This window comes from Dokdonella sp. (genome assembly GCF_019634845.1).
GTDB lineage: Bacteria > Pseudomonadota > Gammaproteobacteria > Xanthomonadales > Rhodanobacteraceae > Dokdonella_A.
In genome coordinates this window covers 254090-275072 of the sequence record NZ_JAHCAQ010000001.1, presented here as the reverse complement: position 1 = coordinate 275072, position 20983 = coordinate 254090, and the positions used below count along the sequence as shown (strand labels likewise).

General features: G+C 69.1%; 19 protein-coding genes. 3 read left to right on the top strand and 16 right to left on the bottom strand.

The annotated features are described in order from the left end of the window. Positions 1–4: 4 nt before the first annotated feature. On the top strand, positions 5–487 hold the full coding sequence (locus KF903_RS01230; RefSeq protein ID WP_291209966.1) for a cupin domain-containing protein: 483 nt from the start codon (positions 5–7) through the stop codon (positions 485–487). A gap of 65 nt (positions 488–552) precedes the next feature. On the opposite strand, the gene KF903_RS01225 is transcribed toward KF903_RS01230, so the two are convergent. The 5 genes from KF903_RS01225 to KF903_RS01205 form a co-directional block, all read right to left on the bottom strand. Next, on the bottom strand, positions 553–2982 hold the full coding sequence (locus KF903_RS01225; protein WP_291209965.1) for a zinc-dependent metalloprotease: 2430 nt from the start codon (positions 2980–2982) through the stop codon (positions 553–555). A 97-nt stretch (positions 2983–3079) separates the two neighbouring features. Then, on the bottom strand, positions 3080–3757 hold the full coding sequence (locus KF903_RS01220) for a YceH family protein (protein ID WP_291209963.1): 678 nt from the start codon (positions 3755–3757) through the stop codon (positions 3080–3082). 46 nt (positions 3758–3803) lie between these two features. Continuing rightward, positions 3804–5537: a glycosyltransferase family 39 protein gene (locus KF903_RS01215; protein ID WP_291209962.1), complete on the bottom strand. Its 1734-nt coding sequence runs from the start codon at positions 5535–5537 to the stop codon at positions 3804–3806. Positions 5538–5574: 37 nt separating this feature from the next. After that, positions 5575–6378 carry an amidohydrolase gene (locus KF903_RS01210; RefSeq protein WP_291209960.1) on the bottom strand — a complete coding sequence of 268 codons (804 nt, stop codon included), beginning with the start codon at positions 6376–6378 and terminating at the stop codon, positions 5575–5577. Position 6379: 1 nt separating this feature from the next. Beyond that, positions 6380–7528 (bottom strand): pyridoxal phosphate-dependent aminotransferase, encoded by a 1149-nt coding sequence (locus KF903_RS01205; protein ID WP_291209958.1) that lies wholly within the window; start codon positions 7526–7528, stop codon positions 6380–6382. A 132-nt stretch (positions 7529–7660) separates the two neighbouring features. On the opposite strand from KF903_RS01205, the gene KF903_RS01200 reads away from it, so the two are divergent. After that, on the top strand, positions 7661–8401 hold the full coding sequence (locus KF903_RS01200; RefSeq protein ID WP_291209956.1) for an acetoacetate decarboxylase: 741 nt from the start codon (positions 7661–7663) through the stop codon (positions 8399–8401). Positions 8402–8553: 152 nt separating this feature from the next. On the opposite strand, the gene htpG is transcribed toward KF903_RS01200, so the two are convergent. The 9 genes from htpG to ffh all read right to left on the bottom strand — a co-directional run bounded on the left by htpG (position 8554) and on the right by ffh (position 18131). After that, entirely contained in the window at positions 8554–10428 is a 1875-nt protein-coding gene (gene htpG, locus KF903_RS01195) for a molecular chaperone HtpG (RefSeq protein ID WP_291209954.1), read from the bottom strand. A 268-nt stretch (positions 10429–10696) separates the two neighbouring features. Continuing rightward, the gene (gene rplS / locus KF903_RS01190; RefSeq protein ID WP_291209953.1) at positions 10697–11065 is read right to left on the bottom strand and encodes a 50S ribosomal protein L19; all 369 of its coding nucleotides are present in this window, start codon (positions 11063–11065) and stop codon (positions 10697–10699) included. A gap of 16 nt (positions 11066–11081) precedes the next feature. Next, on the bottom strand, positions 11082–11861 hold the full coding sequence (gene trmD / locus KF903_RS01185; RefSeq protein WP_291209951.1) for a tRNA (guanosine(37)-N1)-methyltransferase TrmD: 780 nt from the start codon (positions 11859–11861) through the stop codon (positions 11082–11084). A gap of 66 nt (positions 11862–11927) precedes the next feature. After that, a complete protein-coding gene (gene rimM / locus KF903_RS01180) occupies positions 11928–12440 on the bottom strand; it encodes a ribosome maturation factor RimM (protein ID WP_291209950.1) in 513 nt (170 codons plus the stop codon). Between the two features lie 5 nt (positions 12441–12445). Continuing rightward, positions 12446–12697 (bottom strand): 30S ribosomal protein S16, encoded by a 252-nt coding sequence (gene rpsP, locus KF903_RS01175; RefSeq protein WP_291209949.1) that lies wholly within the window; start codon positions 12695–12697, stop codon positions 12446–12448. A 167-nt stretch (positions 12698–12864) separates the two neighbouring features. After that, positions 12865–13380, bottom strand: a complete 516-nt coding sequence (locus KF903_RS01170) for a hypothetical protein (protein ID WP_291209948.1) — start codon at positions 13378–13380, stop codon at positions 12865–12867. Beyond that, positions 13381–14859 carry a DUF1501 domain-containing protein gene (locus KF903_RS01165; protein ID WP_291209947.1) on the bottom strand — a complete coding sequence of 493 codons (1479 nt, stop codon included), beginning with the start codon at positions 14857–14859 and terminating at the stop codon, positions 13381–13383. Positions 14860–14869: 10 nt separating this feature from the next. Further along, on the bottom strand, positions 14870–16597 hold the full coding sequence (locus tag KF903_RS01160; RefSeq protein ID WP_291209946.1) for a DUF1800 domain-containing protein: 1728 nt from the start codon (positions 16595–16597) through the stop codon (positions 14870–14872). A gap of 145 nt (positions 16598–16742) precedes the next feature. Then, entirely contained in the window at positions 16743–18131 is a 1389-nt protein-coding gene (ffh, locus tag KF903_RS01155; RefSeq protein WP_291209944.1) for a signal recognition particle protein, read from the bottom strand. 191 nt (positions 18132–18322) lie between these two features. On the opposite strand from ffh, the gene ccsA reads away from it, so the two are divergent. Next, positions 18323–19120 (top strand): cytochrome c biogenesis protein CcsA, encoded by a 798-nt coding sequence (ccsA, locus tag KF903_RS01150; protein ID WP_291209942.1) that lies wholly within the window; start codon positions 18323–18325, stop codon positions 19118–19120. Between the two features lie 3 nt (positions 19121–19123). Here the strand turns inward: ccsA and prpF are convergent, their stop codons facing one another. After that, positions 19124–20320, bottom strand: coding sequence for a 2-methylaconitate cis-trans isomerase PrpF (gene prpF, locus KF903_RS01145; RefSeq protein ID WP_291209940.1), 1197 nt, complete (start codon positions 20318–20320; stop codon positions 19124–19126). A 79-nt stretch (positions 20321–20399) separates the two neighbouring features. After that, positions 20400–20981, bottom strand: coding sequence for a nicotinamide riboside transporter PnuC (pnuC, locus tag KF903_RS01140; protein ID WP_291209938.1), 582 nt, complete (start codon positions 20979–20981; stop codon positions 20400–20402). Positions 20982–20983 lie beyond the last annotated feature (2 nt).

The window sequence follows — 20983 nt, the reverse complement described above, 5'->3', positions numbered from 1 at the left end:
CGCCATGCATCCACGCGCCCGCGAGCTGATCGGCCTGCTCGATCTCGTCCCCCACGTCGAAGGCGGCCACTACCGCCGCACCCACGTGGCGCAACGCCAGTTCCGCGACGGCGAGCGCGAGCGGCCACTGGCAAGCGCGATCCACTACCTGCTCGCCGCCGGCGAACTCAGCCGCTGGCATCGCATCGACGCCGACGAGGCATGGCACCATGTCGAAGGCGATGCGCTGGAACTGTCGATCTTCGATGCCGAGGTCAACGCGCTGGTGCGCCGGCGACTCGGCCGTCCCGATGCGCATGGCACCTGCCCGCTCATCGTGGTGCCGGCCGGCTGCTGGCAGGCGGCGCGGCCGCTCGGCGACTATGCGCTGGTCGGTTGCAGCGTCGCGCCCGCATTCGAGCCGACCGGCTTCGCGCTGCTGGCCGACGATCCGGGCGCAGCAGCCATCCTGAGCCGCCACTGGCCCGAGGCGAGCGCCCTGCTCTGACCGCCTCGGCGGCCACGTCGCTCGACCGCGCGCGATCGCGGCGCCACTGCCGCGCGCCGTGCAGGTCAGATCGGTGCGCCCGGCGGGATCGTCGGCAACGGCCGCAGCGTGACCGACTTCGGGTCCGCGAGGTAGCGCGCGATGAGGTCGGCGGCGGCACTGCGGCTCGCGCGCGCGGGCGCCTCGCCGCGCGCCTTGCCGAGTTCGCCCTGCCACTGCTGCAGGCTCGCGCGCACCTGCGCGGCCACCTGCGCATGCAGCTTGCCCTCGTCGAGCACGTGCAGCAGCGCATCGAGCACGACCCAGTTGGCCGCGTCCTGCACCGCGGCCGCCGCGTCGCCGCGCGGCGCCTGCTGCCAGGTGCCGGCAAACACCGCCGCCAGTGTGTCGGCAACGCCTGGCTGCTGCGCATCGCGCGCATGCTGCCAGGCCAGGCGGTTGAGCCGCTCGGGTGCGAACAGGAACAGCGTGGTCTGCGCCGCGGCGGCAGCGGCGGCGGCCAGCGGATCGAACAGCGGATCCATGCGCGTGGCGAAATACTCGCGGTTGCGCGCGTATTCGCCAGCCGGCGGTGTCAGCAGGTCGAGCACGCTGGTCGGCAGCGCCAGCGTATCGGCGCCGAGCGTGGCCACCAGGCGCGCCAGTGCGGCGCGCTGGCGCGCGGCCGCCACCGGCGTGGTGCCGGCGCGATGGTCGCCGGCCGTGGCATAGGCATAGCCCGCGCCGCCAAGCAGACGCGCCACCGCCTCGGTCTGGTAGCGATGCAGCAGGTAGAGCGGCACCAGGCGCGCCTCGAGCTCGCCGACCTGACGCTGCGGCGGCAGCACGCCGGCCGAAAAGCCGCGCAGCGCCGTCGCGCGCGCCGTCAGCAGTGCATCGAAGGTTTGCAGCGTGTCGGGCCCGGAATCCCACAGCAGCCCATCGGGCTCGGCATCACCGGGACTGCGCGTGTCCTGGTCGCTGAAGTACGCGTAGCCGGCCTGCACGATGGCCGCGCGCAGCCGTGCCAGTGCAGCCTGCTCGTCGCCCGGCGCAAACTGCGCATAGGCGTGGGCGACGATGAAGTCGTCCCACGGCCCCAGCCCCACGCCATAGGCGTCGGCCAGCGACAGCGTACCGTCGGCATTGGCCTTGAGCAGCGGATGCGGGTAGTCCATCACCGAACCGTTGCCGTGGCGGCTCGCCGCGAAGTTGTGGGCAAAGCCGAGCGCATGCCCGACCTCGTGCGCGCCGAGCTGGCGCAGCCGCGCCAGTGCCATCTGCTGCGCCTGGTCGGCGAGCGCGGCCGAGTCGGCCTTGTCGTAGGGCGCGAGCAGGGTCTCGGCGATGAGGATGTCCTGGCGCACGCGCTGCGAGCCGAGCGTGACGTTGCCGCGGATGATCTCGCCCGTGCGCGGGTCGACGATGGGCTGGCCGTAGGACCAGCCGCGCGTGGCGCGATGGGCCCAGCTGATGAGGTTGTAGCGCACGTCCATCGGGTCGACGCCCTCGGGCAGCAGCTCGGCGCGGAAGGCATCCTTGAAGCCGGCCTTGTCGAACGCACTGCGCCACCAGTTGGCGCCCTCGAGCAAGGCCGAACGCACCGGCTCGGGCGTGCCGCGGTCAAGGTAGAACACGATCGGCTTGCGCACATGGCCGGCCGCATCGATCTTCTCGAGGCGGAAGCGCGGCTGTACGCGCTGGTCGACGCTCGCCGCGAGCGGCTGCGCGAAATCGACCCAGCCCACGCTGAGCCCGCCCGAGGCCGGATGGAACGCGCGCGGCGTGTAGCCGGGCGGCGGCAGGCGCACGAAACTCAGATGCTGGCGCAGCGTGAGGCTTTGCGCATCCATCGCCACGTCACGCACGTAGCGCCCCTCGCCCGGACCCTTGAACGTGAGCATGGCCTCGAGCTCGGTGTTGTCGGGAAAGCTGCGCGCCTGCGCGAGCACGGGCGCGCTGCGCTGCGGATCGACTTCGTAGCGACCCTGCTTGGCCCACTCCAGCCGCGCCGCAACGCCGTGGCGATCGCTCACCAGCAGCGAGGTCGCATCGACCAGCGCCACGCCCTGCCCCTGCGCGATCACGTCGCCGGCCCAGAGGACCGATTCGGGGAAGGCCTCGCGCACACTGGCAGCCTCGTCGGCATCGCTCGTCGCCGCGCGGAAGCGCGTGTTGTCCTCGACCAGGTAGACGCGCGCGCCGATGCGGCGGAACTCGACCCGGTGCGACTCGCTGCTCTGGCCGCGATCGAGGCCGATGTCGTTGGAGCCCAGCGCCGCCGGCAGCGAACTCAGCAGCAGGAACGGCTGGTCGAAGTCGCGCAGCCCAAGCAGCACGCGGCCCTTGGCCTCGTCGCGGTAGACGTCGAGGAAACCCGGCTGATGCGCCATCCCCTGGGTCGCCGCCGCCACCGTCACCGCCGGCGCGGCCTTACCCGCCGCTGTCTCGACCGCGCCCGCGTTGCACATGCCCAGCGCCAGCAGCGCGCAGACACCGATCGCCATCCGATTCATCGCCATGCTCCGCGCCCAGGACAACGCGCAGTGTGCCTGCAAGCGGCCCGCCGCCCATGCGCCGAAAGGCATGCCTGCACCGGCTGCCGGCGTGGCCTCAGGCGCCGACGGCATCAAGGCGCTGGCGCAGCGCCTCGACCTGCGCGCGCAGTTCGGCGACTTCGGCTTCGAGTTGTTCGACGCGGTCGGCGAGCGCGCCGGCGGCGGGTTCGCGTGGTGCAGCGGCGCTGGCCGCGGCGAGCGCCTCGAGATCGATCGGACCGCCGAGCAGATGCATGTAGCGGATCTCGCGCTGGCCCGGCGCCAACGGCAGCGCCGTGACCAGCGCGGGTTCGCGTTGCAGCAGCCGCTCGAGCGTGTCGCGCACGTCATCCAGTCCCGGGAAATCGGCCAGCCGCTCGCCGCGCGTGAGCAGTTCGGCCACCGTCTGCGGACCGCGCAGCAGCATCACGCAGAGCACCGCGCGCTGGCGCGCGGTCACGTTCCAGCGGCTTTCGAAGCGGTGCTCGTAGCGCTGCGCACGCTGCGAGGAGGCCGCCACGCGCACGAGTCCCTTGCCTTCGAGCACGCGCAGCGTATGGCCGACCACGCCGGGCTCGAGCTGCATCACCGGCTCGCGGCTGGTCTTCTGGTTGCAGGCAGCGACCAGCGCGTTGAGCGTCAGCGGATACAGCTCGGGGGTGGTCGCCTGCTTCTCGATGAGGCAACCGAGGATGCGCGCCTCGACCGCATCGAGCGCCGCGTCCGCGCCGGCAACCACCTGCCCCTCGTCCATCGCCCGGCCTCCGCCATTGCACTGGCGCCGATTCTAGCGCCTGCGCTCAGGGATCGGCCTCTTCGTCAGCCGCCGCCGCGGGGTCGGCAGCCGGCACGCAACCGGGCACGACCGCATCGGCGCCGAGCAGCCACCACTCGCGGCGATTGGCGTGGCCGATGTACTGCGCGTGCGTGGTATCGACGCAGCGACCCATGCGCCGCATCGCGTCCTCGAGGATGAAGATGCGCCGCTGCTGCGGCGCCACGGCCAGCCACTGCGCCGCGCGCGTGTACTGCTGCTGCCACGGCGCGCGGAAGCCGAAATCGCGCACCGGCCCGACCGCCATCAGCAGGTTCTGCTCCTTCCACGCCACCAGGCCGAGCTCGACGCCGGGCCCGGCCAGTTCGCGTGCGGCGCGCATGAGGCCTGCGGCCGAACTCGAGTCATTGAGCACCGGCTGCACGACGAAGCCGATCAGCAACCACAGCCAGGCGCTGCCCGCGAGCAGCGCGACCACGCCGCCGCGCAGGCGCAGCAGCGCGGCCGCGGCGACGAAACCCGCGCCGACGGCGATCACCACGCCCCACACGAGATGTGCGTCGGCGCCGAGCTCGCGCTGGGCGAGGAATTTCTGCGCCGCCGGCAGATGACCGCCCCACGCCAGGCTGCCGACCACCAGGCACAACAGGCCGATGGCGAGCGTGAGCATGAGCGCGCCCAGGCGCAGCCAGCGGCTTGCCACGATCTGCTGCCACCACGGCGCGATCGACAACGCCACCATTGGCAGCGCCGGCATGAGGTACACGTCACGCTTGCCGCTGGGGATGCTGAAGAACACCAGCAGCAACAGGCTCCATGCCAGCGGCAGCATCACGCGCGGCTCGCGCGCGCGCAGCGCATGCCACCAGCGCGGCAGGGCCGCCGGATAGGCCAGCGACAGCGGCAACCAGTTGAACAGCACCACCGGCAGGAAGTACCACACCGGCTGCACATGCGCCCACGAGCGCGCGTAGCGCCCGGCCGTCTGGCGCAGGAACAGGTCATCGACGTAGCCGGCGTACTCGGCCGTGCCGTGCATGCTGGCCGCGATCAGCACGGCGCCGCCCCACAGCAGGATCGGCGCGAGGAACGCGACCGCACCGAGCGCCCAGCGCCCGGCTTCGCCGCGGGTGCGCGTGACGCCGTCCCAGCCGCGCACGCGCGCCCACGCATACGGCAGCAGCATGAGCAGCGCGAGCACGCCCACCCCCTTGGTGATGACGCCGACGCCGGCGGCGAAACAGCCCAGCCAATAGGCGCGCCAGTTCGGCCCGCGCAGGCAGTGCAGCAACAGGCCCCAGTTGGCGAGCGTGATCCAGCCCATGACGAGCGGATCGATCTGCGCGCGCTTGACCTGGTACAGGAACTGGAACGCGAACAGCACCGCGATGGCGCTGTACAGCCCGGCGCGCGGATTCCACAGGCGCCGTCCGAGATCCCAGGTCAACGCCAGCGTCGCCATGCCGGCCGCCAGCGACGGCAGCAGGAAGGCCACGCGCCAGTTGCGCACCAGTGCATGGGCGAGTCCCATGAGCCAGAACATCACGGGCGGCTTGTCCGAGTACAGCTCACTGCCGCGATGCGGGAACAGCCAGTCGCCCGATTCGAACATCTGCCGCGCCACCAGCACGAAGCGCGGCTCGTCGGCCGGCCACGGATCGCGCAGGCCGATGCCCGCGGCCAGCAGCAGCAGCGCGAGCAGCAGAAACCAGATCAGTTCGCGCCGGTCACGGGCGGTCAGCGGCAATGGCTCGGCCATCGGTCTTGCCTTGTGCCTCGCGGCACGGTCGCGGGGTTCAGGGACTCAACTCGAAGCGGTCGGCATCCAGCCACGCCGGGAAGCGCTCGCGATGCGCGGCCAGCGCGGCTGCGTCGAGCGCCACCGTCACCACCTGTTCCTGCGCGCCGACCTCGACCAGCGGCTGACCGAGGAAGTCATGGGCGACACTGTCGCCGGCGTAGTGCAGGTCGTTGCCGTCGTAGCCGACGCGGTTGACGCCGACGCAAAAGGCGAGGTTCTCGATCGCGCGCGCGGCGAGCAGCGTGCGCCAGGCGTGACGCCGCGCGCTCGGCCAGTTGGCGACGTAGACGACGAGGTCGTAGTCGAAGCGCTGCGCAGCCTCGTCGTAGCGGTTGCGCGACCACACCGGAAAGCGCAGGTCGTAGCAGACCATGAGGGCGATGCGCCAGCCGCGCCACTCGAGCACGATGCGCTCGCTGCCGGCTGCGTAGCGCTTGTGCTCGTCGGCATGGCGGAACAGGTGGCGCTTGTCGTAGTGACGCACCGCGCCGTCAGGCGTGGCGAACAGCAGGCGGTTGAACACCTGGTCGCGCACGCGCAACTGCACGCTGCCGCAGACTGCGGCATCGAGCCGGCGCGCCTGTGCCGCCAGCCAGGCCACGGTCGGGCCGTCCATGTCCTCGGCGGAGTGGATCGCCTCGTTGGAGAAGCCGCTGGTGAAGGTTTCGGGCAGCACCACGAGGTCGCTGCCGCGCAGCGGCGCGATGAGTTGCCCGTAGTAGTCGCGGTTGGCGGCCGGATCGTGCCAGCGCGTGGCACCCTGCACCAGCGCAACGCGCAATGGCTGCGGCGTGGTCATGTCACAGGGCCTCGAGTCGCTGCGCGGCTTCCTCGAGCAGTGCCTCACTCTTGGCAAAGCACAGCCGCACCAGGCGCTGTCCCGGCGGCGGTTCGTCGTAGAACGAGGACAGCGGAATCGCCGCCACGCCGCCTTCCTTGACCAGCCATTCGCAGAAGGCAAGGTCATCGGCGTCGCTGAGCGCGGAGTAGTCGACGATCTGGAAATACGAGCCACCCACCGGACGCAACCTGAACTTCGATCGCGCCAGCAGCGCGCGGAAATGGTCGCGTTTGGCCTGGTAGAACGCGGGCAGGTCGAGGTAGTGCTGCGGGTCGGCCTCGAGCACTTCGGCCAGCGCCCACTGCGCCGGCGTGAAGGTGCAGAAGGTCAGGTACTGGTGCACCTTGCGGAACTCGGCCGACAGCGCCCGCGGCGCGATGCAGTAGCCGATCTTCCAGCCGGTGCAGTGGTAGGTCTTGCCGAACGAGGAGATCACGAAGCTGCGTTCGGCGAGCTCGGCGTGGCGCAGCACGCTCTGGTGGGCAGCCGCGTCGAACACGATGTGCTCGTAGACCTCGTCGGAGACCACGAACAGGTCGTGGCTGCGTGCCAGCGAGGCGAGCTCGGCGACGTCGTCGGCGCTGAACACCGAGCCGCAGGGATTGTGCGGCGTGTTGACGAGGATGAGGCGCGTGCGCGGCGTCACCGCGGCCTCGATGCGCGCCCAGTCGGGCAGGAAGCTGGCCGGATCGAGTGGCACGTGCACGGCACGGCCACCGCACAGCGTGATGGCCGGATCGTAACTGTCGTAGCACGGATCGAGCACGATGACCTCGTCACCGGCCTGCACGACCGCGGCAATCGCCGCGAACAGTGCCTCGGTCGCCCCCGACGTCACCGTGATCTCGGTATCGGCATTGACCTTGCGGCCATACAGGCGCTCGGTCTTGCGCGCGATCGCCTCGCGCAGCGCCGGCACGCCGGTCATCGGCGCGTACTGATTGCGCCCCTGCGCCATCGCGCGCGTGAGCGCATCGCGCAACGCGGGCGGGCCGTCGAAATCGGGGAAGCCCTGACCGAGGTTGATCGCCTTGTGCTCGAGCGCGAGCTGGCTCATCACCGTGAAAATCGTGGTGCCGACCTTGGGCAGCTTGGTCTGGATCTGCATGGCGTGGCGCACACCGTGATGCGAAAGCGGAACGACGATGCTAGCACGCGGCTCCGCTGCCGCCTTGGCTTGCGCGGGGTTCAGTCACGCCGGCGTATACCACGCCAGTTCATTCCGACACCGGAGCATGCCATGACCGAGGACGAGGTTCGCCAACAAGCCTTTGCAATGCCGATCGACAATCCGGCCTATCCGCCCGGGCCGTACCTGTTCGTCGACCGCGAGTATCTGGTGGTCACCTACCGCACCGATCCCGAGGCGCTGCGCCGCGTGGTGCCGGCGCCGCTGGAGGTGACCGAGCCGCTGGTCAAGTACGAGTTCATTCGCATGCCCGACTCGACCGGCTTCGGCGACTACACCGAGTCGGGCCAGGTGATTCCGGTGCGGTTGCGCGGCGAGGACGGCGGCTACGTGCGCATGATGTTCCTCGACGACCATCCGCCGACCGCCGGTGGGCGCGAACTGTGGGGATTCCCCAAAAAACTCGGCAAACCCGAGCTCAAGGTCCACCGCGACACGCTGGTGGGCGTGCTGCGCTATTCCGATATCCCCGTCGCGATCGGCACCATGGGCTACAAGTATTCGCGCATGGATGAGCGCAAGGCGATCGCAAGCCTCGAAGCGCCATCGTTCCTGCTCAAGATCATGCCGCATGTCGACGGCACGCCGCGCGTGTGCGAGCTGGTGCGCTACGCGATGAAGTGCGTGCAGTTCAAGGGCGCCTGGAGCGGCCCCGGCGCGTTGCAACTGTTCGCGCATGCGCTCGCTCCGGTCGCCGACCTGCCGGTGCGCGAGGTCGTCTCGGCAGTGCACCTCAAGGCCGACCTGCTGCTGCCCTACGGCGAAGTCGTGTACGACTACCTGCAGCGCTGAGCATCCGGTCCGCAGGCGGGCCGCGGCCCGACGCCCTCGGCCGCCCAGTCACGCAGGCGGCCGGGTCGCGGCAGACGGATGCGCCACCGCATGCGGACGAAAAGGCACGGTGTCGATCGCCACGGCCGCGCCGCGACGATCGACGCTGCGGATCACGCGCCGAGCACGATCCGGTTGACGCGCGCGATGAATGCGCTCGGGTCGGGCAACTGGTCGCCGGCGGTGAGCTGCGCTTCCTCGAGCAGCAACTGGGCCAGATCGGCGCTGCGCGCGGCGTCGGTCTCGGCGGCGAAGCGCTGCACGAGCGCGTGCTGCGGGTTGATCTCGAGGATCGGTTTGCTGGCCGGCACGTCGTGCCCGGCCTCGCGCAGCAGGCGCTGCATGTGCGGCGCCATGTCGTACTCGCCGAGCACGATGCAGGCCGGCGATTCGGTGAGGCGGTGACCGACCTGCACCTTGTCGACCGCGTCACCGAGTGACTGCTTGAGGCGGTCGAGCACGGGCTGCGCGGCCTGCGCCGCCGCCTCGCGCGCCTGCGCGTCGCCGCCATCGGCGGCGTCGAGCTCGCCCTTGGCGGCGTTGCGCAGCTTCTTGCCGGCGTATTCGTGCAGGTAGCCGATCATCCACTCGTCGATGCGGTCGCCGAGCAGCAGCACCTCGATGCCGCGCGCCTTGAGCGACTCGATCTGCGGACTGTTGCGCGCGGCGAGCCACGAATCAGCGGTGATGTACCAGATGACTTCCTGGCCGGCCGCCATGCGCGCGATGTAGTCGTCGAGCGAGACGGTCTTGTTCGCATCCTCGCCCTGGGTCGAGGCAAAGCGCAGCAGTTTGGCGATGCGCTCGCGGTTGGCGCCATCCTCGGCGATGCCCTCCTTGAGCACGTTGCCGAACGCCGCGGTGAACTGCGTGAACTTCTCCGGCTCGTCCTTGGCGAGCTTGTCGAGCAGGTCGAGCGTGCGCTTGACGCAGGCGCTGCGGATCTGCGCGACGAGGCGGTTCTCCTGCAGGATCTCGCGGCTCACGTTGAGCGGCAGGTCGTCGGAGTCGACCACGCCGCGCACGAAGCGCAGGTAGGTCGGCAACAACTGCTCGCTGGCGTCCATGATGAACACGCGGCGGATGTAGAGCTTGAGGCCGTGGCGCTCGTCACGGCCGCTGAACACCGCGTCGAAAGGCGGCTTCTCGGGCACGTAGAGCAGGCTCGTGTAGCTCTGCGCGCCCTCGACGCGGTTGTGCGTCCACGCCAGCGGCTCATTGAAGTCGTGGCTGAGCGACTTGTAGAACGCGCGGTAGTCGTCGTCGCTGATGTCGGCCTTGGGCCTCGCCCACAGGGCGACTGCATGGTTGACGGTTTCGAACTCGCCGCTGGGCTTGTCGCCGTCTTCGGCGCGCAGGCGGATCGGGAAGGCGACGTGATCGGAATAGCGCTTGACCAGTTCGCGCAGCTTCCAGCCGTCGAGAAACTCCTCCTCACCGGCCTTGAGATGCAGCGTCACGCTGGTGCCGCGCGCGGCAAGGTCGGCTGCTTCCAGCGTGTACTGGCCGCTGCCGGTCGACTCCCAACGCACGCCGTCGGCACTGTTGCCGCCGGCCTTGCGCGTCAGCAGCGTGACCTTGTCGGCGACGATGAACGCCGAATAGAACCCAACGCCGAACTGGCCGATGAGCTGGGTGTCCTTGCGGGCGTCACCCGACAGCGATTCGAGGAACTTGCGCGTGCCCGAGCGCGCGATGGTGCCGACGTTGTCGATCACCTCCTCGCGCGTCATGCCGATGCCGTTGTCGCGGATCGTGAGCGTGCGCGCGTCCTTGTCGTACTCGATCTCGATGCGCAGCTCGGCATCGCCCGCGGTGAGCGCGGCGTCGGACAGCGCGGCGAAGCGCAGCTTGTCGCAGGCGTCGGATGCATTGGAGACCAGTTCGCGCAGGAAGATGTCCTTGTGCGAATACAGCGAATGGGTGACCAGGTGCAGTACCTGGGACACTTCGGCCTCGAATGGGCGCGTCTCGGTTTGGCTCGTCATGGCTCCCTCGGCAAAAAATGGCTGCGGCGCAGATGGTGGCGCCCGGCGCGGGCTTCAAGCCGGCACGCCGCGAAGTCGGGGTCACTGGGCGTGGCCACTGGCCGACGGGTCGCTGGGCGCCGAGCCGGGCCTGACCACGGCGCGCCATCGCTGCGCCGGCAGTGCCGTCGTCGTCAGCACCACACGCAAAAGAACGGCCCCGTTGCCGGGGCCGTTCCGACGAGGAGCACAGACGCGACTCGATGCTCCAAGACCAATGAGGGAGGAATTACTTCCTGGCGGTGGCGCCGAGGTCTTCCTGGATGCGGGCGGCCTTGCCTTCCAGGCCACGCAGGTAATACAGCTTCGCGCCGCGCACCTTGCCATGACGCTTGACCACCACCGAGTCGATGGCCGGGCTGTGCGACTGGAACACGCGCTCCACGCCATGACCATGCGAGATCTTGCGCACGGTAAAGGCCGAGTTGAGGCCGGCGTTCTTGCGCGCGATGACCACGCCTTCGTAGGCCTGCACGCGCTCGCGGTTGCCTTCCTTGACCTTGACGTTGACGATCACGGTGTCGCCGGGGGCGAATTCCGGCAGGGCGCGGGTCATCTGGGCGGCTTCGAATTGCTGGATCAGGTTCATCACGTTCACCAATGGGTCCGATGTTTCATTCGCCCGAACCGCTGTCGCGATCGCGCGTGGTCTTTGCCTCGTGCTCGCGCCGGAACTCGTCCAGCAGCGCGCGTTGCCTGTCATCCAGCTCGAGCTGCGCCAGCAGGTCGGGCCGCCGCAACCAGGTGCGTCCCAGCGACTGCTTCAGACGCCAGCGCGCAATGGCCGCATGGTCACCCGAAGTCAGCACCGCCGGTACCACGCCCCACGCGTGCCGCTCCGGGCGCGTGTAGTGCGGGCAGTCGAGCAGGCCATTCGCGAACGAATCCTGCAACGCCGACTGCGCATCGTGCAGCACACCTTCCTGCAGGCGCCCGACCGCGTCGATGATGATCGCCGCCGCCAACTCGCCGCCGGAGAGCACGTAGTCGCCGACGGATATCTCCTCCTCGACCGCGTGCTCGATGAATCTTTCGTCCACGCCTTCGTAGCGGCCGCACAGCAGGATCAGATGATCGCGCCGCGCGAGTGCCTCCACCTTGGCCTGGTCGAGCCGCCTTCCCTGCGGGCTCAGGTAAATCGCCTTGCCTTCGCTCGACCCACTGGCGGCGCGCGCACTGGCCAGCGCCCTTGCCAACGGATCGATCATCATCACCACGCCGGGACCGCCGCCATAGCAGCGATCGTCGGCCGAGCGGTAGTTGTCACTGGCGAAATCGCGCGGATTCCATGTCGCGATCTCGATCAGCCCGCGCTCGCAAGCGCGCCCGACCACTCCCACTCTCGCACAACCTTCGACGAAATCCGGAAACAGCGTGATGACATCGATGCGCATGCGTGTTGTCGCACCTGTCCCTGCTGCCGCCGGTTTAGCCGTTGCGATCATCCCTGAGCGCGTCGATCAGAACTCCGGATCCCAGTCGACGATGATGCGCCCGCCGACCAGATCCACCTGCGTCACGAACGAACCGACCAGAAACGGAATCAGCCGCTCGCGCATTGCGTCCTTCACCACCAGCACATCGTTGGCGCCGGTTGCCACCAGATGCGACACCGTGCCCAAGGACACGCCGTGCACCGTTTCCACCACCAGGCCCTCGAGATCGACCCAGTAATACTCGCCGGGACCGACCGCAGGCAGCGCACTGCGCTCGACCCGGATCTCGCTGCCGACCAGCGCCGCCGCAGCGTCGCGATCGGCAATGCCGGGCAACGTCGCCACGATGCCCTTGCCTTGTTCACGCCCGCGGCTGCCCGCGATCGTGGTTTCACCTGTTGCCGAACGCAGCTGCCACGGCTGGTAGCGGAAGATCTGCGTCCTGGGCTCGGTATACGACTCGAGTTTGACCTCGCCGCGGATACCGTGCACCCCGACCACCTTGCCGAGCAGGACGAGCTTGGCCGCCCCGGTCACGGCAGTCAGGCTGCCTGCTTGCTGGCTTCCTTGTACAGCACGCGCACCTTGTCGGTGAGCTGGGCGCCCTTGTCGAGCCAGGCCTTGACCTTGCCCGTGTCCAGCTCCAGGCGCACTTCCTTGCCGGTCGCGATCGGGTTGAAATAACCCACGCGCTCGATGTTGCGGCCATCGCGGGCGTTGCGGCTGTCCGTCACGATGATGTGGTAGAACGGACGGCTCTTCGCACCGCCGCGGGAAAGGCGAATCTTGACCATTGATTTTGCTCGGTTTTTTTCGGAGTCTGCGCCGTCGTCGGCGGAACCGGAAGCGGTCCCTGCGCGTCGGGAGCCCGCCATTCTAGCGGCAATCGGGAAAAAATAAAGCCCCGCAACGACTTGGCATGAGTGGCGGGCGCACGCGGCTGGCGCCGTACGGGCGCCAGTCAGGGCACGAAGCCGCGGATCTCGAAGCCGTCGCGGTACAGCGTGTCGCTGGTGCCGGGCTGCGCACCGTTGGCAATCCAGTCGTAGATCAACGCCTGTTGCTCGGGCAGCAGCCCGCCGCCATAGCCGTCGAGCGGCATGCGCCCACCGACGCCAGGATCGTCGCAGTTGATCTTGCGGAACAACAGGCTGCGCGCGGGATCGCCCGGCACGACATACAGCATCGACGGATCCTCGTGGCTCGGCACGTTGACCAGATGGGCCCACGACGTACCGGCACTGAGGTCGAGCCCACCACTGGGTTGTGGTGGCGGCGCGAAGTGACAGTCGACGCAACCGGCGCTGCCGCCGTTGGTCGCGTAGTCGTCGAACAGGCCCTGCACCGCCGCGCCGTAGGTGATCGTGTAGAGCGGCGCGATATCGGCAATGCGCGTGCAGCCGCCCGGTGGCGGCGTGCCGGCAGCGGCGCCGGCGCCGGCCAGCAGCAGCCCCAGCGCGAGCAGACGCGGCGCCACCTACACGAAACCGAGGTTGCTGCTGCCGAACTGCGCGAGGTTCGGGAAGATCGCGGCAAGGTCAGCCGGCGCGGTGACCCCAAGCCATTGCGCCAACGTGGCGGCGTACTGGTCGACGCTGATGCCGGGGATCATCTGTCCGCGCGAGAAATTGTTGGGTGCGGTCAGGCTCTGGTTGGGGAAGCCGCTGATCGGGCCGCCGCCATCGCTGTACAGGCGCCCGCCATTGACCGCGCCGCCGAACGCGAACTGCACGCCACCCCAGCCATGGTCCGAGCCCGAGCCATTGGATTGCAGCGTGCGCGCGAACTCCGAGGCGCTGAACACCGTGACCTCGTTGCGCGAATTGATGTCGCCGGGCCCGAGCGCGTCCCAGAACGCCCCCAGCGCCGCATCGACGTTGGCCAGCAGTGCGGCATGATCGCTGTTGCCACCGGACATGAGCCCGGCGTGCAGGTCGAAGCCGCCATAGCGCACGTAGTAGATCTGCCGCGCCGCATAGTTCTGCTGGCGCGACAGCTTGATCAGCTTGGCGACGGTCTGCAGTTGCGCCGCGAGCGTGTTGCCCGAGGGGAACGTGGTGGCCAGTGTCGTCGCATCGAGTCCGGCCTTGAGCAGGTTGTACAAGTCGCGACCACGGCCGAACACCTTGGCGTATTCGCCAGCGAGGTCGCTCTCGTAACTGGCCTCGAGCATCGCGTTGAGCGCGTTGTCGCGCACGCTGGTCGCGCTCACGCCTGAGCATGGCGTCGGATTGCACATGCCACTGAGCGCGGTCAGCCCGCTCGATGACATCTGGTAGGGCACCGTGTTGAAGCCGATCTCGAATCGGTTGGCGCCAGCGATCGAAATGCACGGCGACAGATCCTGGTTGGCGTTGGACGAACGCACGATGTCGCCGCTGCGCCCGCCCCAGCCACGCACCGAACCGGCGGTGGTGTTGGCCTGGTGCCAAAGGTTTTCCTGGTCCGAATGCGAGAACAGTTGCGGCGGCCGGTTGCTGCTGGTCGCGTAGTCGGCCATCGTGATCGGGCGCACCAGCGGACCCACGTTGACGGCGAAGGCGAGTTTGTTGGCACGGTAGATGGCCGCCAGCCGTTCCAGCGAGCGATGCATGAAGTACTGGCTGACGTCGCCCGTGGTGGCGGCGTCGACGATCGTCTGCAACGGAATCTGGCTGCCCGTGGGCAAGGGCAGCGCAAGCCCCCCGGGGTTGCCGCTGGCGTTGTAGACGCCGCCGCGCGAGGTGGCGTAGACCGCATGCCGCGCCGCGTCGTAGGGCACCAGCATGTTCCACGAGTCGTTGCCGCCGGACAGGTATACGCACACCAGCGCCTTGTAGCCGGTCAGCGCGCGCGTCCCGGCCAGTGCAGTGCCGATCATGCGCAGCTGCGGAAACAGCGCCGGAACGCCACCGCAACAGGCAGCCGCGGCGAGACCGCGCAGGAAGTCACGACGGGTCTGGCGAATCTGGCTCATGGTCGTGTCCTCAGCGCTGGGTGGCGTAATCGGGCGACAGCATCGTCAGGTACAGCGCCGACCAGGCCTTTTCGGCCGCGCTGGCGCCGTTGAGGTTGATCAGCATGCCGGTCAGGGTCGCTTGCAGCATCGGCGACATCGAGCCATACAGCAGACGCTGGTTGATGGTGGCGACCATCGCCGCCGGCGCAGTCGCGTTGGCGGTAAGCGCGGCGAGGTTCACCAGCGGCCGGTCGACCGGGGGATTGCTCATGCCCAGGTAGGCGCGCGCGGTGAAGTTGTACCAGGTGTTGCCCGTGCTGTAGGTCGTGCTCTCGCTGACGATTTCCAGCTCCGGCGCGTAGCGACCGGCGTCGGCCAGCGCACCGGGCGGCTGGTAGTCGGGCACGTAGAAGTTGAACACGCTCGGCGACTGCAGCGGTCCCTGCGCGAGCGCGCCGATGAGACTGCTGCCGGCCGTCATCTTGACCTCGCCATAGGCGTCGGGCGCCGGGGGCTGCGCATCGAACGCGCGCCACATCGCCGTCAGGCGCAGCACCGGCTCGCGCAGCTTGCCGTAGGAATCGCCGGCCGTGAGCACGGGCGCCTGACGCGCCTCATTGTCGAGCAGGATCGCCTTGATCACGTCCCCCAGGTCGCCATAACTGGTGTCGAATACGGTGGCCACGCGCTCGATGTAGGCCGGCGACGGATTGCTGGTGACGAAGCGTTGGATGAGCTGACGCGAAATGAACGGCGCGACGTTGGGATGGGCGGCGATGATGTCGAGTTCGTCGCCGACATCCTGCGCGCAGGTCTGTCCCGCCGGAATCGTGAGGCCCGCCAGCACCGACTTGGCGCTGATGTCATGGCGCATGTTGTTGCTGCCGGTGCCGGTGGCCGGGAACAGCTCGGTGCCCCAGCAGGCCATCGGCGCCGACTGCGCGGCGAAGGTCTGGCCACCGCCGTAGAAGTTCGGCGAGGGGCTGGTCGGCGCATCGTTCCAGGTGAAGCCGGTGAACACCTTGGCGGTCTGCGTGATCGTGGTCTGGTCGTAGGTCGGGATCGGCACGCCGCCGCCGAGGACCGGCGTGAAATCCATGTTGCGCTTGATGAGCCCCACCGAGAACAGCTGCATGACCTCGCGCGCGTAGTTTTCGTCCGGGCTGGTGCTGGCGCCGGCCTTCTGGTTGCGGAACGAGGACAGGTAGCGCCCCATCATCGGATGCAGCGTGACGTCACCGAGCAGCGTGCGGTACGGCTTGAAGGCGTCGCGCGCAAGCATGTCCTGGTAGCCCGCCATCGGTACCACGTACTGGCTGATCGAACTGCCCTGGTCGGAAATCACGAAGATCTGGCTGAGCGCGAACGCCATGCGCTGGCGCAACTGGTCGGGGGCGTAGGCCGCCTGCCAGTACCAGCGCTGCAGGCGCTGCATCGAACCGACGTTCTGGCCACCGGCGGTGCGTGCGTTGACGACCTGCTCGACGGTCGGCTGGCTCAGGGTGGCCGGCTTGCCGAGCTGCTCCTCGATCCACGCGTCATAGCCGAGCGCCATGAGGCGTGCGATGTCGGCCTGGGTCGGTCCGAACGTGGCCTGGGTCAGGAACCGCGCGGCCTCGTTGGCATTGGCCGGCGCATCGCTGGCCGGATCGAATCCATAGCGGAAAATGCGGTCGTGGACCGCCGCCTGCAACGTCCCCGCGCCCAACACGCAGGCGCACACGCACCCCGACAGTGCCCGCAACAGCTTGTTCATGATGGCCCCGCACTGACCCCGAACCCGAGGTCGCAGCATAGCGCCGTGCCGAGCGCCCGGGTTGTGACACAACCCACGACGCGGCATCGCGGCGATGAACGCATCCAACGCGCCGACGCGCGGCCGGTTGACCGCCGCGGCGCCTTCAGCGGCGGGGGAAGCCGCCGGGCGGCATGCCACCGCCACCCATGCCCTTCATCGCGGCGCCCATCTGCCGCATGAGTCCCTTGATGCCGCCGCCACCGAGCTTGGCCATCATCTTCTCCATCTGCTGGTACTGCTTGAGCAGGCGGTTGACGTCGGCGGGCTGGGTACCCGAGCCGCGCGCGATGCGGGCACGACGCGAGCCGTTGAGCAGATCGGGGTGGCGACGTTCCTTTTTCGTCATCGAGCCGATGATCGCGATCATGCGCTTGACCTCACCGTCGTTGGCCTTGCCCTTGACGTGCTCGGGCAGGCTCGACACACCCGGCAGCTTGTCCATCAGCGAGGCGATGCCGCCCATGTTGATCATCTGCTCGAGCTGGTCACGCATGTCGTTGAGGTCGAAGCGCTTGCCCTTGATCACCTTCTCGGCCAGCTTGCGCTGCTTTTCCTGGTCGACGCTCTGCTCGACCTGCTCGACCAGCGACAGCACGTCGCCCATGCCGAGGATGCGCGTGGCAATGCGATCGGGGTGGAACGGCTCGAGCCCGTCGGGCTTTTCGCTCACGCCGATGAACTTGATCGGCCGACCCGTCACGTAGCGCACCGACAACGCGGCGCCGCCGCGCGCATCGCCGTCGGTCTTGGTCAGCACCACGCCCGTCAGCGGCAGCGCCTCGGCAAAGGCCTTGGCCGTATTGGCGGCGTCCTGGCCCGTCATCGAATCGACCACGAACAGCGTTTCGACCGGGTCGAGCGCGGCATGCAGGGCCTTGATCTCGTCCATCATCGCCGCATCGACATGCAGGCGGCCGGCGGTGTCGACGATGAGCACGTCGGCAAAGTTGCGGCGTGCCGCGTCGTGCGCCGCGCGCGCGATCGCCACCGGATCCTCGCCAGCGGCCGACGGGTGGAACAACACATCGACCTGTGCGGCCAGCGTGCGCAACTGCTCGATCGCCGCCGGTCGGTACACGTCGCAGCTCACCACCATCACCTTCTTCTTGCGCCGCTCCTTGAGCAAGCGCGCGAGCTTGGCCACGGTGGTGGTCTTGCCGGCACCCTGCAGGCCGGCCATCAGCACGATCGCCGGTGGCGCGGCAGCAAGGTTGAGATCGCTGTTGGCGCTGCCCATGACCGCGGTCAGCTCGTCGCGCACGACCTTGACCAGTGCCTGGCCCGGCGTGAGGCTGCGCAGCACCTCCTGGCCAAGCGCCTTGACCTGCACGCGCTGGATCAGCGCCTGCACCACCGGCAGCGCCACATCGGCCTCGAGCAGGGCGATGCGCACCTCGCGCAAGGCCTCGCGGATGTTCGATTCGGTCAGGCGCCCCTTGCCGCGCAGGCGCTGGACGGTGGCGGACAGGCGTTGGCTCAGGGACTCGAACATGACGATTGGCGCAGTCGGCAAAGCGCTGATTGTAGCGGAGGGCGCGCGGCCGGGCCGAGGCCGGCGCGGCGCCACCCGGTGCGGCCCTGGCGGCAGCGCCGCGCCGAACCCGCTGCAGGCCGGCGCGGCAGCACGCGGCGTGCCTCGCCGCGGGTCGATTCCGCCTTGCCTCTCGTGCGAAACTCGCGCTCATGGCCATCCCTGTCCTCGCGCTGTGCGCGCTCGCGCTGTACCTGCTGGCAGCCGCGCTGATCGCGCGGCCGCTGCTGGCCGACAGCACGCCGCAGCCGCGCCTGCCGATGGCGTTGGCCACGCTGGCCTTCCTTGCCCATGCCGGCGTGCTGTTGCTCGCCCACCGTGGCGCGCTGGACCTGCATTTCTTCGCGGCGTTGTCGCTCGTCGCCTGGGTGGTGGCGGCGCTGACGATCCTCGTCAACCTGTCGCGTCCGATCGCCGCGCTTGGCGTCATCGTGTTTCCGGCGGCGGCCCTGTTGCTGGGCCTGGACGTGTTTGCGGCACCGCCGACGGCACCGCAGCCGATGGACTGGCAGATCAAGCTGCATGTGACGATCGCCCTGCTCGCCTACGGCGTGCTGTCGATCGCCGCCGCGCTGGCGCTGCTGCTGGCGGCGCAGGAACGCGCGCTGCGCCATCGCCGCTTCGGTGGCCTGCTGCGCGCGCTGCCGCCGCTGACCCTGACCGAAACCCTGCTGTTCCGCCTGATCGGCGCCGGTTTCATCCTGCTCACGCTGACGCTGCTGACCGGCATCCTGTTCGTGCAGGACCTGTTCGGCCAGCATCTGGCGCACAAGACCGCACTGTCGATCGCCGCCTGGCTCGTGTTCGGCGTGCTCGTCTACGGGCGCGTGCGCCACGGCTGGCGCGGTGCGCGCGCGATCAACCTGACGCTCGCCGGCATGGCCTTCCTGCTGCTGGCGTTCTTCGGCACCAAGTTCGTGCTCGAACTGGTCCTGCACCGCACGGCGTGAGCATCAGGCGCCGGCGAACACGTCGGCCGGCACGCGCACCTGTCCCTCCATCAGCACGCGCGCCGAGCGCGACATGATCGCCTTGGTCACCGTCCACTGGCCGTCGACGAGTTTGGCTTCCGCACCGACGCGCAGCGTGCCGGATGGATGGCCGAAACGCACCACGTCGCGCTCACCACCGCCGGCGGCGAGGTTGACCAAAGTGCCCGGTACGGCGGCAGCGGTGGCGATCGCCACCGAGGCGGTCCCCATCATCGCGTGGTGCAGCTTGCCCATCGACAGCGCGCGCACGTTGAGATCGATGGCGGTCGCGTTGACGATCCTGCCGCTTGCCGCGCGATAGTCGCGCGCCGGCGCCACCATCGCGACCTTGGGCGTGTGCTGACGCGTGGCCGCTTCGGCCGCGTCGCGGATCAGTCCCATGCGCAGCGCGCCGGCGACGCGGATCGCCTCGAAGCGTGCCAGCGCCGCCCGGTCGTCGTTGATGGCCGCCTGCAATTCGGTGCCGTCGTACCCGAGAGCGGCCGCAGCGACGAACACGGTGGGAATGCCGGCGCTGATCAGCGTCGCCTGCAGTTGGCCGATACCGGGCACCTCGAGCGTGTCGACGAGGCGCCCGGTCGGGAACATCGCCCCACCCGCCTCGCCGTCGTCGGCCGGATCGATGAACTCGAGCACGATCTCGGCGGCCGGAAACGCCACGCCATCGAGCTCGAAGTCGCCGATCTCCTGCACCTCGCCGTCGGCGATCGGCACGTGCACGAGAATCGTCTTGCCGATATTGGCCTGCCACACGCGCACCGTGACCGTGCCATCGCGCGGGATGCGCGCGACCGGGAGAAAGCCGTTGGCAACCGCGAACGGGCCAACGGCGGTCGACAGGTTGCCGCAGTTGCCCGACCAGTCGACGAAGGCCTGGTCGATGCTGACCTGGCCGTAAAGATAGTCGACGTCGTGATCGGCGCGCGTCGACGGCGCGATGATCACGCACTTGCTCGTGCTCGAGGTCGCCCCGCCCATGCCATCGGTGTGCTTGCCGTAAGGGTCCGGGCTGCCGATCACGCGCAGCAGCAGCGCATCGCGCGCGCGCCCGGCCACGCGCGCGGGTTCGGGCAGGTCGGCGAGGCGGAAGAACACGCCCTTGGAGGTGCCGCCACGCATCCAGGTGGCGGGAATGCACAGTTGCTTGCCCTTGCTCATGCGGTCCTCGAATCGGTGCGCGGGGCGGCGCCGGGCGCCCAGCGTATTGGCTCGGCCGCGCGCCGTCGACCGGCGCGCATCAGCCGCCGGCCAGCCGCGCCGCCGTGGCCAGTCGCACGCGCCCCCAACTGCGCAGGCCATGCGCGGCCAGCAGCAGGAATACGGCATACAGCACCGCCGTGATGTAGAGCTCCTTGTAGATGTACTGGCCGATGTAGAACACGTCGACCACGATCCACAACCACCACGCGGCCGCATGGCGGCCGGCCTGCCAGCCCTGGGCGACGAGGCTGAACGCAGCCAGCGCGGCATCGAGCCACGGCAGGCTGGCGTCGGTCTGGTGATGCATGAAGGCACCCAGCGCCAGTGCACCGAGCGCGCCCAAGCCAACATGCAGCGCCGCGCGCGATGCGGGCAGTGGCGCGATGCGCACGCGGCCATCGTCGGCCAGATGGTGCAACCAGCGCCACCAGCCATAGACGATCATCAGCGCGAACGCGCCCTGCAGCAGCGCGTCGGAATACAGCTTGCTGTCGATGAACACCCAGCCGTAGACGGCCACCGACAGCAGGCCAAGCGGCCAGCACCACGGGCGGCGGCGTGCGGTGAGCCACACGGCCCAGGCGCTCAGCACGGCGGCGAGCAGTTCGATCCAGTCCATGC

Coding starts and splice junctions, on each gene's coding strand:
- KF903_RS01230 (WP_291209966.1), top strand. CDS start 5: ATGCATCCACGCGCCCGCGAGCTGATCGGCCTGCTCGATCTCGTCCCC.
- KF903_RS01225 (WP_291209965.1), bottom strand. CDS start 2,982: ATGAATCGGATGGCGATCGGTGTCTGCGCGCTGCTGGCGCTGGGCATG.
- KF903_RS01220 (WP_291209963.1), bottom strand. CDS start 3,757: ATGGACGAGGGGCAGGTGGTTGCCGGCGCGGACGCGGCGCTCGATGCG.
- KF903_RS01215 (WP_291209962.1), bottom strand. CDS start 5,537: ATGGCCGAGCCATTGCCGCTGACCGCCCGTGACCGGCGCGAACTGATC.
- KF903_RS01210 (WP_291209960.1), bottom strand. CDS start 6,378: ATGACCACGCCGCAGCCATTGCGCGTTGCGCTGGTGCAGGGTGCCACG.
- KF903_RS01205 (WP_291209958.1), bottom strand. CDS start 7,528: ATGCAGATCCAGACCAAGCTGCCCAAGGTCGGCACCACGATTTTCACG.
- KF903_RS01200 (WP_291209956.1), top strand. CDS start 7,661: ATGACCGAGGACGAGGTTCGCCAACAAGCCTTTGCAATGCCGATCGAC.
- htpG (WP_291209954.1), bottom strand. CDS start 10,428: ATGACGAGCCAAACCGAGACGCGCCCATTCGAGGCCGAAGTGTCCCAG.
- trmD (WP_291209951.1), bottom strand. CDS start 11,861: ATGCGCATCGATGTCATCACGCTGTTTCCGGATTTCGTCGAAGGTTGT.
- rpsP (WP_291209949.1), bottom strand. CDS start 12,697: ATGGTCAAGATTCGCCTTTCCCGCGGCGGTGCGAAGAGCCGTCCGTTC.
- KF903_RS01165 (WP_291209947.1), bottom strand. CDS start 14,859: ATGAGCCAGATTCGCCAGACCCGTCGTGACTTCCTGCGCGGTCTCGCC.
- KF903_RS01160 (WP_291209946.1), bottom strand. CDS start 16,597: ATGAACAAGCTGTTGCGGGCACTGTCGGGGTGCGTGTGCGCCTGCGTG.
- ffh (WP_291209944.1), bottom strand. CDS start 18,131: ATGTTCGAGTCCCTGAGCCAACGCCTGTCCGCCACCGTCCAGCGCCTG.
- ccsA (WP_291209942.1), top strand. CDS start 18,323: ATGGCCATCCCTGTCCTCGCGCTGTGCGCGCTCGCGCTGTACCTGCTG.
- prpF (WP_291209940.1), bottom strand. CDS start 20,320: ATGAGCAAGGGCAAGCAACTGTGCATTCCCGCCACCTGGATGCGTGGC.
- pnuC (WP_291209938.1), bottom strand. CDS start 20,981: ATGGACTGGATCGAACTGCTCGCCGCCGTGCTGAGCGCCTGGGCCGTG.